This window comes from Streptomyces hamibioticus (assembly GCF_047946815.1).
GTDB lineage: Bacteria > Actinomycetota > Actinomycetes > Streptomycetales > Streptomycetaceae > Streptomyces.
Genome location: NZ_JBKKQY010000001.1, coordinates 3106726 through 3122057 on the forward strand (window position 1 = coordinate 3106726; position 15332 = coordinate 3122057).

The 15332-nt window shown below is 72.3% G+C and carries 9 protein-coding genes; 3 read left to right on the forward strand and 6 right to left on the reverse strand.

Going from position 1 to position 15332, the window contains the following annotated elements:
• Positions 1-367: 367 nt before the first annotated feature.
• The gene (locus ACLGIH_RS13850; protein ID WP_416525547.1) at positions 368-2857 is read right to left on the reverse strand and encodes a lipopolysaccharide biosynthesis protein; all 2490 of its coding nucleotides are present in this window, start codon (positions 2855-2857) and stop codon (positions 368-370) included.
• Positions 2850-4046 (reverse strand): DegT/DnrJ/EryC1/StrS family aminotransferase, encoded by a 1197-nt coding sequence (locus ACLGIH_RS13855; RefSeq protein WP_416525548.1) that lies wholly within the window; start codon positions 4044-4046, stop codon positions 2850-2852. The genes ACLGIH_RS13850 and ACLGIH_RS13855 overlap by 8 nt, the downstream gene beginning before the upstream one ends.
• Positions 4047-4455: 409 nt before the next feature.
• On the opposite strand from ACLGIH_RS13855, the gene fahA reads away from it, so the two are divergent.
• Together fahA and ACLGIH_RS13865 are read left to right on the forward strand one after the other, a co-directional pair.
• Positions 4456-5667 (forward strand): fumarylacetoacetase, encoded by a 1212-nt coding sequence (gene fahA / locus ACLGIH_RS13860; RefSeq protein WP_416525549.1) that lies wholly within the window; start codon positions 4456-4458, stop codon positions 5665-5667.
• 308 nt (positions 5668-5975) lie between these two features.
• Entirely contained in the window at positions 5976-6914 is a 939-nt protein-coding gene (locus ACLGIH_RS13865) for a M56 family metallopeptidase (RefSeq protein WP_416525550.1), read from the forward strand.
• A gap of 256 nt (positions 6915-7170) precedes the next feature.
• Here the strand turns inward: ACLGIH_RS13865 and recQ are convergent, their stop codons facing one another.
• The gene (gene recQ, locus ACLGIH_RS13870; protein WP_416525551.1) at positions 7171-9228 is read right to left on the reverse strand and encodes a DNA helicase RecQ; all 2058 of its coding nucleotides are present in this window, start codon (positions 9226-9228) and stop codon (positions 7171-7173) included.
• A gap of 217 nt (positions 9229-9445) precedes the next feature.
• Between recQ and ACLGIH_RS13875 the strand changes: the two genes are divergently transcribed.
• A complete protein-coding gene (locus tag ACLGIH_RS13875) occupies positions 9446-10048 on the forward strand; it encodes a Uma2 family endonuclease (protein WP_416525552.1) in 603 nt (200 codons plus the stop codon).
• Between the two features lie 76 nt (positions 10049-10124).
• On the opposite strand, the gene nuoN is transcribed toward ACLGIH_RS13875, so the two are convergent.
• From nuoN to nuoL, 3 genes are read right to left on the reverse strand one after another with little or no spacing between them, the layout of a single operon-like run.
• A complete protein-coding gene (nuoN, locus tag ACLGIH_RS13880) occupies positions 10125-11783 on the reverse strand; it encodes an NADH-quinone oxidoreductase subunit NuoN (protein ID WP_416525553.1) in 1659 nt (552 codons plus the stop codon).
• Positions 11780-13351: an NADH-quinone oxidoreductase subunit M gene (locus ACLGIH_RS13885; protein ID WP_416525554.1), complete on the reverse strand. Its 1572-nt coding sequence runs from the start codon at positions 13349-13351 to the stop codon at positions 11780-11782. Before ACLGIH_RS13885 ends, nuoN begins: the two co-directional genes overlap by 4 nt.
• A 5-nt stretch (positions 13352-13356) precedes the next feature.
• Positions 13357-15327 (reverse strand): NADH-quinone oxidoreductase subunit L, encoded by a 1971-nt coding sequence (nuoL, locus tag ACLGIH_RS13890; RefSeq protein ID WP_416529373.1) that lies wholly within the window; start codon positions 15325-15327, stop codon positions 13357-13359.
• Positions 15328-15332: the final 5 nt, after the last annotated feature.

A 15332-nucleotide genomic window follows, 5' to 3' on the forward strand; every position in this document is an offset into this window, starting at 1 on the left:
AGGCCGGGGGGACCCTGTCGGTCCGCGGCGCGGCCGAGGCGGGCGTCCGCCGCGCGGTCTCCCGCTCCGCCACGGCGTCCTGCGGCTCCGCCCCGGGGCGGGTGTCCCGCGGGTCCTGCCCGCCCTGAGCCTCCCGTCCGGGGCTCGCGTCCGGCGCGGCCGCTGTGTCCGCCGCCTCGGACGGTCCCGGCGGATCCGGAGCCGGATCCGGAGCCGGCGCGTCGGGGACCGACGCGTCCCTGGTCGGCGCGGCCGGGGTCGGCGCCGGGGTCCCCTGCCCGGGCACGGGCTCTGGTGCGGTTCTCTCCCGTGGAGTTGCTCGCGGACGCACGACGGTTCCCCCCTGGCGTTGTGGTTCTGTGTTTGATCAGTCCCTGGTCGTGCCTGTCGGTCCGGTGGTGTGCGGGGGCTCCGTCAGCGGTGCCGGGCGGCGCAGCGACAGGAGCGGGACGGCGAGGACGAGCAGCAGGAGAAGGGGCGGTGCAACCGGCGCGAGCGCCTGCTGCCACACCCAGCCCCCCACCGCGGCGAGATAGAGAACCCCCCAGCGTCCCGGCCACGGCAGCCGCCCGCCCGCTCGCGCGAGCAGCAGCCACAGCGGCACGAGACACAGCAGCTGGAAGACGAGCGGCGCCCAGCGAAGCAGGGGGCCGGGCCCGTCGAGCCCCACCGCTTCCGCCAGAAATCCGGCCGTCTGCGCATACAACGCCCCACCCACCGGCCGCGGTTCCCGGCCGAGGGCGACCGGCGCGGCGTACAGCGCCAGTACGACCGAGCCCAGCGCGGCGCAGGGCAGCCACGGGTCGGAGCGGGTGCACAACGTCACCGCGGCCACGAAGATCACGAGCAGCAGGCCTCCGGCGGCCAGCGCCGCCGTCGGCAGCCCGTCCAGCAGCGCCCGCCCGGTCAGTTCGACCGTGGCCTCGGAGGCGCCGCCCGGCCACGGCAGTCCGCGCAGCGCCGTCCAGAAGACCAGGGTGGCGACGCCGAGCAGTGTCCACAGGACGATCCTGAGCCGCCACTCGCGGGCATCGCCCTGGCCCTGGGCTCGGCCCTCGGCTTCGGCCTCGGCCTCGGCCTCGGCGTCGTACGCGGCCTCATGAACGACCTCGTGACCGGCCTCATGACCGGCCTCGTGAGCGACCTCGTGAGCGACCTCGTATTCAGTCCCGTGTCCGGTCTCGTACTCGGCTTCGTACTCGTGGCCGTACTCGGCGCCGCACTCGGCTTCGGCACCGTCGTGTGCTCCGGGGCCCGGCCGCCGTGGACGGACGACCACCGCGAGGGTGTCCGCCTCCAGGGCCTCCCGTTCATATCGCGGATGCCCTATGAACAGCGCGACGGTGTCCTCCCGCGCCTCGCCGTCGCCCGCGCCGGGCTCCCGGTCCTCGTACGCCGCCCGCCGCGCCCCGCCGGTGCCGTACCCCGCGGTGGCGTTGAGCCGCGCCCAGCGAGTGCCGTAGGCGGGGGTGCCGTAGGCGGAAGTGCCGGGATGAGAGCCCCCGTCACCGCGCGGTCCCCCGCCCCCGCCCCCGCCCTTGGCCGCAGCACCGTCCCGCAGCACCGCCCGCAGTCCGGGCACGCACCCGACCGCGACCACCGTCATCCCCACCAGCACCGCCCAGCCGGCGCCCGCGATCCCGGCCGGGGTGAACAGGACGGCCGCGCTGCCCAGCACGAGGACGCACATGGTGCCCTGCACGGCGGCGAGCATGCCGGTCCGGCCCTGCACGCGCAGCACCCCGATGTACAGCTCCACCAGTATTCTCGGCAGCGCGGCGAGGGCGAGCAGCCGCAGCACCGTGGAGCCGTTTTCGGCGTACTCGGTGTCGAAGGGGGCGAGGACGTACGGCGCGAAGAGCACCAGCACCAGCACCACCGGCACCAGCAGCAGCGTCATGCGGCGCAGCGCGCCTCGGACCCCGTCGGCGAGGCGGCGCGGGTCGTGCGAGGCGTGGGCGGTGAGCGAGGAGGCCATGTTGATGGCCAGGAACTCCATCGTGCCGCCGACGGTGTACGCCACGTAGAAGTAACCGTTCTCGGCGGCGGTGAAGTTGACCGCGACCATCACCGGCAGCAGGTTGATCATCGCCAGGCTGAACAGCGCGCCGAGCGAGTCGCCGGCCAGGAAGCGGCCCATCTCGCGCACCCGGGGCGGCTCCACGTCGCGGTCGGCGGCGGCCTGGCGGGGAATGAGCCGGCGGAAGATCAGCCAGCCGAGCGGCAGCGTGGAGAAGGCGATGGCCACCGCCCAGGACACGAAGATGCCGAGCACCGGCAGGGCGGTGGCGAAGAAGACCAGCAGGACCAGCTTGCCGACCGAGAACACCGCGTTCCCGGCGGGCACCCACTCGGCTCGGCGCAGCCCGGTCAGCACTCCGTCCTGGAGGGTGAGCAGCGCCCAGGCGACGCACGCCGCGACGAACAGTGCCCCGGCCGCCGGGGTGCCCAGCGGCGCGTACGACGCCCCCCACAGGTCGAGGGTGAGCAGAAAGACGCCGGCGGCCACGGCGACGACCACGGAACTGGCCGCGTAGGCACGCCACACCAGCGATCCGGTGGCGCGGCCGGCGCGCGGTACGAACCGGACGACGGCGCCGATCATCGTCGTCGCGGTGATGCTGGCGAGCAGCCGCATCGCGGCGATCGCGGCGGAGCCCTGGCCGACGGCCTCCTGGGAGTAGTAGCGGGCGGCCACGAGCCAGAAGCCCAGGCCGAGTACGGCCGACACGCCGGTGCTGAGCATGAGGAAGTAGGCGTTCTTGAACAGCGAGTCGCCGCCGTGCCCACCCCCGGCACGCTTCGGGCCGCCGTCGCCTGGCGCCGCGGCGGTCTCCTGCACCCGCGTCTCAGCCACGGACCGGACCCGGCCCTTCCGCAGCGGGGTCCTCCAGCGCCTCCGGCACCTCCACCGGCCGCACCCCGGCCTCCTCCAGCGTCTCGACGGCCGTCCGCGCGCGCAGCGGGTCGACCGGCAGCGCGTGCCGCGCGAACCAGCGCGCCGCCTCGGGAGCGGGCGAGGGGTCGGTGAACGCCTCCCCCGCGTAGTCGTCCAGGGGCGGGTCGTAGAGGTAGCCGACGACGATGCCACGCCGGGCGAGGGCCGCGGTGGCCGCATCCCGGTCCGCCACCAGCAGCGGCACCCGGAAGAGCGGCTGGACCCGTCCCGTCTCCCCCGCTCGCGCGGGCGGCCCGGCCCAGCGCGTCGACAGCAGCAGCTCCGTACCCGACCGGCAGGCGGCCAGCACCTCGTCCAGCCGGTCGAGTTTCCGGCCGATGCGGGCCAGCCGGAACCGGCCGGACCGCAGCCGGTAGTCGTGCATGTCGACGCGCACCCACGGGTCGTGCGCCGTGAGGTCCGGCGCCGCGGCGACCGCGCGGGCCAGCTCCGCGGGGCGCAGCGGCATCCGGATCTCCTCGCGCTCCATCCGCCCCAGCAGCCGCAACGTGGCCCGGGCGGCGCCTCTGAGCCGTAGTCCGCGCACCACGGCCTCCGCGTACGGCCGTACGGCGTAGGCGAGTTCGGCCGTGGTCCGGGGCGGGGCCAGCAGGTCGTCGCAGGACTCGGCCAGCGTGTCCCGCAGCTTCGGGTCGGCGACGGCGAGCATGCCCCCCGCCTGGGCGCCGGCGTGCTTGGACAGGCTGAAAACGGAGGCGTCGCCCCAGGCCCCGACCGGCCGTCCGCCCACCTCGCTGCCGATGGCGTGCGCGGCGTCCTCGAACAGCGGGATGCCCAGGGCGTCGCAGCGCGCCCGCAGTCCGGGCGCCGGGTCCGGGTTCCCGTACAGGTTCGTCGTCAGGACCGCGGACAGCGAACCCCACACCTCGTCCGGCACGGCATCGATGTCGATGGACGCGTCCAGCGGGTTCAGCGGCGCCTGCACGGGCCGCAGTCCGGCCGCGAGGATGACGAAGAAGATGACGTCGTCGTTGACCGGTGACATCAGCACCCGGCCGCCCGGCGGGCACCAGTGGCGCAGCGCCGCGTACAGGCCGAACCGGCATGACGGTACGTATACGCATTCCCGGCCCAGTCGCCCGCGCATGGTCTCTTCCAGCCGCTCGCACCGCGAAAGCGCCCATGCCGAACCCGGACCGGCCTCCCCAATGGCCATCCGCCCCCCTGGTGTGCCATCGAACGCCCCCTCCCCGAGGCCTTCCGGCACCCGCCCAGAGTCGCCCCGTTCGCACCGCTCCGTCAAGATTGCGGCCCGCCCTGTGGACAACTTCCCGCACACAAGAGGAAGCGGAGCGCGACCGGCCGCCCCGGCCCGTCCGCTGCCGGACGGGACGTCCCACCGGCCACTTCCTTCTCCCCCGTGGCCGACACGTCGGGCTCTGCCCAAGACCGGTGTGTCCGCCGTAACGTGTGGCCCGGCCACGGATCACGTGGCGCACCCGGCGCACCCGGCGCGCACGGCGCACATGGCGAGCACGAAAGCGAGGCAGCACCCGATGCCCCCCTTCGATGTCCCCGAGGGCGACCCCTTCGGTCCGCACAACCTTCCGTACGGCGTGTTCTCGATCCCCGGCACGCAGGAGCGGACGGTGGGCGTCCGGCTCGGCGACCACGTCCTCGACGTCGGCGCGGCGGCCCACGCGCTCGGCTCGCCCTACGCCTCCCTGCTGGCGCGACCCACCCTCAACCCGCTGCTGGCGGCCGGCCGCACCGCCTGGTCGGACGTCCGGCGCGCGCTCACGGCGTGGGTGACGGTCCCGTCCCACCGGACGACCCTCGAACCGCTGTTCCACCCTCTGTCGTCGGTGACCCTGCACCTGCCCTTCGAGGTCGCCGACTACGTCGACTTCTACGCCTCCGAGAACCACGCCCGGAACGTCGGCCAGATCTTCCGCCCGGACGCTGCGGACTCCCTGACCCCGAACTGGAAGCACCTCCCCATCGGCTACCACGGCCGCTCCGGCACGGTCGTGGTGTCGGGCACGGACGTCGTACGGCCGTCCGGACAGCGCAAGGCTCCCGCCGACGCCGCCCCGGTCTTCGGCCCGTCCGTCCGGCTCGACATCGAGGCCGAGGTCGGCTTCGTGGTCGGCGTGCCGTCCGAGCTGGGCCGGCCGGTGCCGCTCGGGGACTTCCGCGAGCACGTCTTCGGACTGTGCCTGCTCAACGACTGGTCCGCGCGGGACATCCAGGCCTGGGAGTACGTCCCCCTCGGCCCGTTCCTCGGCAAGTCCTTCGCCACGTCGGTGTCGGCGTGGATCACACCGCTGGACGCCCTGGAGGAGGCGCGGGTGACCCCGCCGGAGCGGACCCACGGACTGCTGCCGTACCTGGACGACACCCGCGACGAGCCCGGCGGCTACGACCTGCGGATCTCCGTCGCGATCAACGGCCACGTCGTCTCCGAGCCGCCCTTCTCCACCATGTACTGGACCGCCGCCCAGCAGCTGGCCCACATGACCGTCAACGGTGCCTCCCTGCGCACCGGCGACCTCTACGGCTCGGGCACGGTGAGCGGCCCGACCGAGCGGGAGCGCGGATCCCTGCTGGAGCTGACGTGGAACGGCCGCGACCCCCTGGAACTCCCCGGCGGCAAGCGCACGTTCCTGGAGGACGGCGACGTGGTCACCCTGTCGGCGTGGGCCCCCGGTCCGGACGGCACCCGGGTGGGGCTCGGGGAGGTGACGGGGCGGATCGTCGCGGGCTGACACCGGGCTCCGGGCGACGCATCACGGGTCTGCCGGGGGCGGACGGGCCTGCCGGGGACGAACCCGCCGGGGACGGGTCGTCGTGGGCCGGCGCGGGCCGCACCGCACCGGGCCCGTCCTCCGAGTGTCCGCCTCCGGGGCTCCTCGGGGACTCCTCCGGCACTCCACCGAATCCGACGGCTGCCGGCACCTGACTCACACCGCCCGCCCCCGTCATACTGGCGGCGGGCGGTGTGCGCGGCACTCCCGTCCCTCCCGCACGCCCCAGAGCCGAAGCCACCTTCCGAACAGGAACCGGAGCCCGTGGCATGACCGTCTGCCTGCTCCTGCTGAGCGTCGTCGCACTGACCGCCGCCGTGCCGGCACCGCGCGCGCTGACCCGGGCCGCCTGGCCCGAGCGGGATCCCGTGGTCGCGCTGTGGGTGTGGCAGTGCCTGGTCGCCACCGTGCTGCTGTGCTGCCTGACCGCCCTGGCGCTGAGCACCGCCGCCATCTTCGGCACCGTGCGCGCCCAGCTCTTCGCCCCGGCGCCGCCCGCGGTGACCGAGGCGTACAACCTCTCCGCCGGCCCGCCCTGGGCCGCCGCCCTCACCCTGCTGCTGGCCTGCGGCGCCGCCTGGACGACCGCCATGCTCGCCCGCGAGCTGGTCGAGGCCCGCCGGCGCCGCGCCCGGTCCCGTGCCCACCTGCGCGAGCGTGCCCCCGACCTGCCGGCCGGCCTGCCCGCCGAGCGCGGCCCCCTGCTGGTCCTGGAGGACGAGTACCCGGACGCCTGGTGGATGCCGGGGAGCCCGCCCCAGCTGATCGTCACCACCGGCGCCCTCCAGCGCCTCACCGACCACCAGCTCGACGCGGTCCTCACCCACGAACGCGGCCACGCCCGCGCCCGCCACGACTGGCTGCTGCACCTGTCCACCGCGCTGGCCACCGGCTTCCCCCGTGTTCCGCTCTTCGCCCACTTCTGCGACCAGACCCACCGGCTGGTCGAACTCGCCGCCGACGACACCGCCTCCCGCCGCTGCGGTCACCTGACCACGGCACTCGCCCTGATCGAGCTGAACCAGCACCGGGGCGTACTGTCCTGCGCCTCCAGCCACCGCCTCCTCGGGGAGCGGGTCGACCGGCTCCTGGAGCCGCAGCCCCGCCCGAGGCGCCGCCACCGGGCCCTCACGTCGACCGTCGCGGCCCTGGTACCGCTGCTCCCCCTGCTGATCACCTTCGCTCCGGGCCTGACGGCGCTGTCGTAGCAAGGGCGCCCCGGCCGCGGGCACCACACACCCTGGGCGCCTCTTGCCCGGGAGCCCTCCAGCCGTGGGTCCTTCCAACCCTGGGGCCCTCCAGTCCTGGGGCCCTCCAGCCCTGGGGCGCTTCTATCCCTGGGGGGCTTCTACCCCTGGGGGACTCCAGCGCTGGGGCGCGCTTCTAGCAGCTGAAGCCTGCAGCCCTGGACGCTGCTGACCTGGCGCCGGTGAACCGAGCGCGCGCCTCGTACCGCAGATTCGCTTACATCCAGTCGTCGGGACCCGGTTCGGGCTCCTCCTCGGGCCAGTCGTCCGGGCCGCCGTCAGCCGCACCCGCTGCACCCGCTGCACTCCCCGCGCCCGGGGCCGCGCCCGGGGCCGCGCCCGGGGCCGCGCCCGGGGCCGCGCTCGGCGCCGTCGCTCCGGACGGGCCGCCGAGCCCGCCCAGTACCTCCAGCACACCCTCCCCGTACGTCGCCAGCTTCTTCTCGCCGACCCCGCTGATGCCGCCGAGCTGCGCGACCGAGGTGGGCCACACCGTGGCGATCTCGCGGAGCGTGGCGTCGTGGAAGATGACGTACGCCGGAACGCCCTGTTCGCGGGCCTGCTCCGCACGCCAGGCGCGCAGCGCCTCGAAGGCGGGCAGCAGTTCCTCGGGGAGCTCCGCCGCGGCGGCCTTGGGCTTGCGGTCGCCCCGCGAGCCACCGGACGCGCGCGCCGCCGCCGGCTTCTTCGGCTCCTTGCGCAGCGGCACCTCCCGCTCTCTGCGCAGCACCGCCGCGCTGGCGTCGGTCAGCACCAGCGTGCCGTACTCCCCCTCGACCGCGAGCAGCCCCTGGGCCAGCAACTGCCGGACGACGCCCCGCCACTCGCCCTCCGTCAGTTCCTCGCCGATGCCGAACACGGAGAGCTGGTCGTGGTCGAACTGGATCACCTTGGCGGTCCGCTTGCCCAGCAGGATGTCGATGATCTGTCCCGCGCCGAACTTCTGCCCGCGCTCGCGCTTGAGCCGCACCACCGTCGACAGCACCTTCTGCGCGGCGACCGTGCCGTCCCAGGTCTCCGGCGGGGTGAGGCAGGTGTCGCAGTTGCCGCAGCCCGACGGGTCCGGGTCCTGCCCGAAGTAGGCGAGGAGCTGACCGCGGCGGCACCGGGCGGTCTCGCACAGCGCCAGCATGGCGTCCAGATGCGCCTGGGCGCGGCGGCGGAACGCCTCGTCCCCCTCGCCGGACTGGATCAGCTTGCGCTGCTGGACGACGTCGTTGAGGCCGTACGCCATCCACGCCGTCGACGGGAGCCCGTCGCGGCCGGCGCGGCCGGTCTCCTGGTAGTAGCCCTCGACCGACTTGGGCAGGTCGAGGTGGGCGACGAAGCGCACGTCCGGCTTGTCGATGCCCATGCCGAAGGCGATGGTCGCCACCACCACCAGGCCCTCCTCACGGAGGAACCTCGCCTGGTGCGCCGCGCGGGTGCCCGCGTCCAGGCCCGCGTGGTACGGCACCGCCTCGATGCCGTTGCGGGTCAGGAACTCGGCGGTCTTCTCGACGGAGTTACGGGAGAGGCAGTACACGATGCCCGCGTCGCCGGCGTGCTCCTCGCGCAGGAAGGCGAGCAGCTGCTTCTTGGCGTCCGTCTTCGGCACGATCCGGTACTGGATGTTGGGCCGGTCGAAGCTGGCCACGAAGTGCCGGGCCGTCGGCATGTTCAGCCGCTCGGTGATCTCCCGGTGGGTCGCGTGCGTGGCCGTCGCCGTGAGCGCGATCCGGGGCACGTCCGGCCAGCGCTCGCCGAGCAGGGACAGGGACAGGTAGTCGGGCCGGAAGTCGTGGCCCCACTGCGAGACGCAGTGCGCCTCGTCGATCGCGAAGACGGCGATCTTGCCGCGGGAGAGCAGTTCGAGGGTGCTGTCCAGACGCAGCCGCTCCGGGGCCAGGTAGAGCAGGTCCAGCTCCCCGGCCAGGAACTCCGCCTCCACCATGCGCCGCTCGTCGAAGTCCTGCGTCGAGTTCATGAAACCGGCGCGCACGCCCAGCGCCCGCAGCGCGTCCACCTGGTCCTGCATGAGCGCGATCAGCGGCGAGACCACGATGCCCGTACCGGGCCGGACCAGGGACGGGATCTGGTAGCAGAGCGACTTGCCGCCGCCGGTCGGCATGAGCACGACGGCGTCGCCGCCTGCCACCACGTGTTCGATGACCGCTTCCTGCTCACCGCGGAAGGCCTCGTAACCGAAGACCCGGCGCAGCGCGGCCACCGCCTCGCCGTCCGACACCGTCCCTGTCATCTCGCCGGTCCCGCCGATCACGCCCGTCCCGCCCATCGTCTCGCCCCCCGTACGTCCTGCCCCGTCTGTCCTGTCCCGACCACTGCCTCCACGATAGGGGCCCGGACCGACAGCCCCCGAGTTATCCACAGGACGGTCACCGTCGCCGCCCACGTCAAGGACACGGACGTCGTTCACACGTTCGCGGGAGACCCGTCCGTTTACGGCGGATAGTCTGATTGCACCGGCGAGACTCCGTCCCATGGGAGCACTGATGAGCGTCGCACCGAAGGCGTCCACGCCCACCTGGCCGACCCCGCCGAAAGGCGGCTGGACCGCCGACGACCTGGACCGGCTTCCGAATCTTCCTCCGCACACGGAACTGATCGACGGGAGCCTCGTCTTCGTGTGTCCGCAGACCATCTTCCATGAGCGCGCCATCGACTTCTTCAAGTGGCAGCTCCAGTCCCTGGCGCCGGCGGACTTCGAAGTGTTCCGTGAATTCACCATCGACCTCGACCGCCAGAACCGGCCGGAACCAGACGTGGTCGTGGTGCGGAGCGAGGCGGTCGAAGATCCTCAGCAAACCCGGTTTCCGGCGGACGCCGTACTTCTGGCTGTCGAGGTCGTCTCCGAGGACTCCGTCTCCCGCGACCGCGAGACCAAGCCCCTGAAGTACGCCCGGGCCGGTATCCCCCACTACTGGCGGGTGGAGAACGAGAAGGGCCTCGCCGCCGTGCACGCCTTCGAGCTGGAGCCCACCACGGGTGCCTACACCAGCGTGGGCATCTTCCGGGAGCGTATGAAGGTGAGCGCTCCGTTCCCGGCGGACCTCGACCTCACCGGCATCAAGCCGCGCCGGGGCGGCGGCGAGTAGTCCCGGTCCGGACAGCAAGCGGCCCGGCACCCCCCGAAGGGTGCCGGGCCGCCCGTTCCACAGGAGCCGTGCCGCGTCAGCGCACGAACACGCCCGCCTGACCCGCGAGGTCCAGGAAGTACTGCGGCGCCACGCCGAGCACCACCGTGACCGCCACGCCCACGCCGATCGCCGTCATCGTCAGCGGCGACGGCACCGCGACCGTCGGGCCTTCCGGCCGGGGCTCGCTGAAGAACATCAGCACGATGACCCGGATGTAGAAGAACGCCGCGATCGCCGAGGAGATCACACCGATCACGACCAGCGGCGCCGCGCCGCCCTCCGCCGCCGCCTTGAACACGGCGAACTTGCCCGCGAACCCGGAGGTCAGCGGAATGCCCGCGAAGGCCAGCAGGAACACCGCGAACACCGCAGCCACCAGCGGTGACCGGCGGCCGAGCCCCGCCCACTTGGACAGGTGGGTCGCCTCGCCTCCCGCGTCCCGGACCAGCGTGACCACCGCGAAGGCGCCGATCGTCACGAACGAGTACGCCGCCAGGTAGAAGAGGACCGAGGAGACACCGTCCGGCGTGGTCGCGATCACACCGGCGAGGATGAAGCCCGCGTGCGCGATCGACGAGTACGCCAGCAGCCGCTTGATGTCGGTCTGCGTGATCGCCACGATCGCACCGCCCAGCATGGTGACGATCGCCACCGCCCACATCACCGGCCGCCAGTCCCAGCGCAGGCCGGGCAGGACGACGTACAGGATCCGCAGCAGCGCGCCGAAGGCCGCCACCTTGGTCGCCGCCGCCATGAATCCGGTCACCGGCGTCGGCGCGCCCTGGTACACGTCCGGCGTCCACATGTGGAACGGCACCGCACCCACCTTGAACAGCAGGCCCATGACGACGAGGGCCGAGCCGACGAGGAGCAGCGCGTCGTTGCCCATGGTCTGGGCGAGCGCCGGGGTGACGGTCTCCACCGTACCGTTGACGACCTGGGCGATCGTCCCGTACGACATCGAGCCCGCGTAGCCGTAGAGCAGGGCGATGCCGAACAGCGTGAACGCGGAGGCGAACGCGCCGAGCAGGAAGTACTTGACCGCCGCTTCCTGCGACATCAGCCGCTTGCGGCGGGCGAGCGCGCACATCAGGTAGAGGGGGAGCGAGAAGACCTCCAGCGCCACGAACAGCGTCAGCAGGTCGTTGGCCGCCGGGAAGACCAGCATGCCGGCGACGGCGAAGAGCAGCAGCGGGAAGACCTCGGTGGTGGCGAAGCCCGCCTTGACCGCGTTCTTCTCGCTCTCGCTGCCCGGCACGGACGCCGCCTGTGCGGCGAAGGAGTCCACGCGGTTGCCGTGCGCCGCCGGGTCGAGGCGGCGCTCGGCGAAGGTGAACAGTGCGACCAGGCCGGCCAGCAGGATGGTGCCCTGCAGGAAGAGGGCCGGTCCGTCGACGGCGAGCGCGCCCATGGCGGCGATGCCCGCCCTGGTGGTGCCGTACCCGTTCGCCGCGAGCGCGACGACCGCGGCGAAGGCGGCGGTGAGCGCGACGGCGGAGAGGAACATCTGCACGTGATAGCGGGATCGGCGCGGTACCAGCGCCTCGACGAGAATCCCGACGACCGCCGCACCGACGATGATCAGGATGGGCGCCAACTGCCCGTACTCGATCTTCGGCGCATCGATCTTCGCGATCGGTTCGGCCGCGGTTGCCGCCGTTGTCCACAGGCTGTGGACGGCTGTTGCGCTCACTTGGCCGCCTCCACCTCGGGCTGGGGGTCCTTCTTCTGTACATCCGACATGGTCTGCTCGACCGCCGGGTTGACCACGTCCGTGAGCGGCTTCGGGTAGACGCCCAGGACGATCAGCAGGGCCACCAGCGGCCCCACCACCACCAGCTCACGCACGCGCAGATCCGGCATCTTGGCGAGCTCCGGCTTCACCGGGCCCGTCATCGTCCGCTGGTAGAGGACGAGGGTGTAGAGCGCGGCGAGGACGATGCCGAAGGTGGCGATGATGCCGACCACCGGGTAGCGGGTGAACGTGCCGACCAGCACCAGGAACTCGCTCACGAAGGGTGCGAGGCCCGGCAGCGACAGCGTCGCGAGCCCGCCGATCAGGAACGTGCCGGCGAGCACCGGGGCGACCTTCTGCACACCGCCGTAGTCGGCGATGAGCCGCGAGCCGCGCCGCGAGATCAGGAAGCCGGCCACCAGCATCAGCGCGGCGGTCGAGATGCCGTGGTTGACCATGTAGAGCGTCGCGCCGGACTGGCCCTGACTGGTCATCGCGAAGATGCCCATGATGATGAAGCCGAAGTGCGAGATCGACGCGTAGGCCACCAGCCGCTTGATGTCCCGCTGGCCGACCGCCAGCAGCGCGCCGTAGATGATGCTGATCAGCGCGAGGACCAGGATGGCGGGCGTCGCCCACTTACTGGCCTCCGGGAACAGCTGGAGGCAGAAGCGGAGCATCGCGAAGGTGCCCACCTTGTCGACGACCGCCGTGATCAGCACGGCGACCGGGGCGGTGGATTCCTGCATGGCGTTGGGCAGCCAGGTGTGCAGCGGCCACAGCGGCGCCTTCACCGCGAAGGCGAAGAAGAAGCCGAGGAACAGCCAGCGCTCGGTGCTGGTCGCCATCTGGAGCTCGCCGTCGGCGCGGGCCTGGGCGATCTCCGTGAGCGAGAAGTTCCCGGCGACGACGTACAGGCCGATCACCGCGGCCAGCATGATCAGTCCGCCGGCCAGGTTGTAGAGCAGGAACTTCACCGCCGCGTACGACCGTTGCGTGGCCGCCGCCTTCTCGCCGTGCTCGTGGGCACGGTCCCCGAAGCCGCCGATGAGGAAGTACATCGGGATGAGCATGGCTTCGAAGAAGATGTAGAAGAGGAAGACGTCGGTGGCCTCGAAGGAGAGGATCACCATCGCCTCGACCAGCAGGATCAGGGCGAAGAAGCCCTGGGTGGGCCGCCAGCGCCTGCTGCCGGTCTCCAGCGGGTCGGCGTCGTGCCAGCCCGCGAGGATGATGAACGGGATCAGTACGGCGGTCAGCGCGATCAGCGCCACCGCGATGCCGTCCACGCCCAGCTCGTACCTGACGCCGAAGTCCGCGATCCAGGCGTGGGACTCGGTGAGCTGGTAGCGGTCGCCGCCGGGGTCGAAGCGGACCAGGACCGCGATCGCGAGAGCGAGTGTGGCCAGCGAGAACAGCAGCGCCAGCCACTTGGCCGCGGTGCGTTTCGCGGCCGGCACGGCGGCCGTGGCGATCGCCCCGACGGCCGGGAGCAGCGCCGTCGCTGTCAGCAGGGGAAAGGACATCGGTATCAGACCGCCCTCATCAGCAGGGTCGCGGCGACGAGGACCGCCGCACCGCCGAACATCGAGACCGCATACGAGCGCGCGAAGCCGTTCTGCAGCCTGCGCATCCGCCCGGACAGGCCGCCGACCGAGGCCGCCGTGCCGTTGACGACGCCGTCGACCAGGCTGTGGTCGACGTACACCAGGGAGCGCGTGAGGTGTTCGCCGCCGCGGACCAGGACGACGTGGTTGAAGTCGTCCTGGAGCAGGTCGCGCCGGGCGGCCCGGGTGAGCAGCGACCCGCGCGGGGCGACGGCCGGGACCGGGCGGCGGCCGTACTGCGCCCAGGCGATCGCGACGCCGATGACCATCACGGCGACCGTGGCCAGCGTCACCGTGAGGGCGCTGACCGGCGGGTGGCCGTGCACGTGGGCGGTGATCGGCTCCAGCCAGTGCACGAACCGGTCGCCGATGCCGAAGAACGCGCCCGCGAAGACCGACCCGAAGGCGAGCACGATCATCGGGATCGTCATGACCTTCGGCGACTCGTGCGGGTGCGGCGGGGTGTACTCGCCGCGTGTCTCGGCGGCCGGTTCCACGTCCGGCTCGGCCGGGGACGGCGTCGGGGCGTTGCGCCAGCGCTCCTCGCCGAAGAACGTCATCAGCATCATGCGCGTCATGTAGTACGCCGTGATGGCCGCGCCCAGCAGGGCCACGCCGCCGAGGATCCAGCCCTCGGTGCCGCCCTTGGCGAACGCCGCCTCGATGATCTTGTCCTTGGAGAAGAAGCCGGACAGGCCCGGGAAGCCGATGATGGCGAGGTACCCGAGGCCGAAGGTGACGAAGGTGACCGGCATGTACTTGCGCAGTCCGCCGTAGCGGCGCATGTCGACCTCGTCGTTCATGCCGTGCATCACCGAGCCGGCGCCGAGGAACAGGCCGGCCTTGAAGAAGCCGTGCGTCACCAGGTGCATGATCGCGAAGACGTAGCCGATCGGGCCGAGGCCCGCGGCCAGGACCATGTAGCCGATCTGCGACATGGTCGAGCCGGCCAGTGCCTTCTTGATGTCGTCCTTCGCGCAACCGACGATCGCACCGAACAGGAGCGTGACCGCGCCGACGATGGCGACCACCAGTTGTGCGTCGGGCGCGCCGTTGAAGATCGCGCCGGACCGGACGATCAGGTACACGCCCGCCGTCACCATGGTCGCGGCGTGGATCAGGGCGGACACCGGGGTGGGGCCCTCCATGGCGTCGCCGAGCCAGGACTGCAGCGGCACCTGGGCGGACTTGCCGCAGGCGGCGAGCAGCAGCATCAGGGCGATCGCGGTCAGCTTGCCCTCGCCGGCCTCGCCCGCGAGACCGGCCTCCCCGTGGCCGCCGAGCACCGGCCCGAAGGCGAAGGTGCCGAACCACAGGAACATCAGCATGATCGCGATGGACAGACCCATGTCGCCGACGCGGTTGACCAGGAAGGCCTTCTTCGCGGCCGTGGCGGCACTCGGCTTGTGCTGCCAGAAGCCGATCAGCAGGAAGGAGGCGAGACCGACGCCCTCCCAGCCGACGTACAGCAGCAGGTAGTTGTCGGCGAGGACGAGGATCAGCATCGCCGCGAGGAACAGGTTCAGGTAGCCGAAGAAGCGGCGGCGCCGCTCGTCGTGCTCCATGTACCCGATGGAGTACAGGTGGATCAGCGAGCCGACGCCGGTGATCAGCAGGACGAACGTCATCGACAGCTGGTCGAGCCGGAAGGCGACGTCGGCCTGGAAGCCCTCGACCGGGATCCAGCTGAACAGGTGCTGGGTGAGCGTGCGGTCCTCGGCGCCCTTGCCCAGCATGTCGGTGAAGAGGACGACACCGAGGACGAAGGACACGGCGGCGAGCAGGGTGCCGATCCAGTGGCCGACGGCGTCCAGCCGGCGGCCGCCGCACAGCAGCACCGCCGCTCCGAGCAGGGGCGCCGCCACCAGCAGCGCGATCAGGTTCTCAGCGTTAATCACGG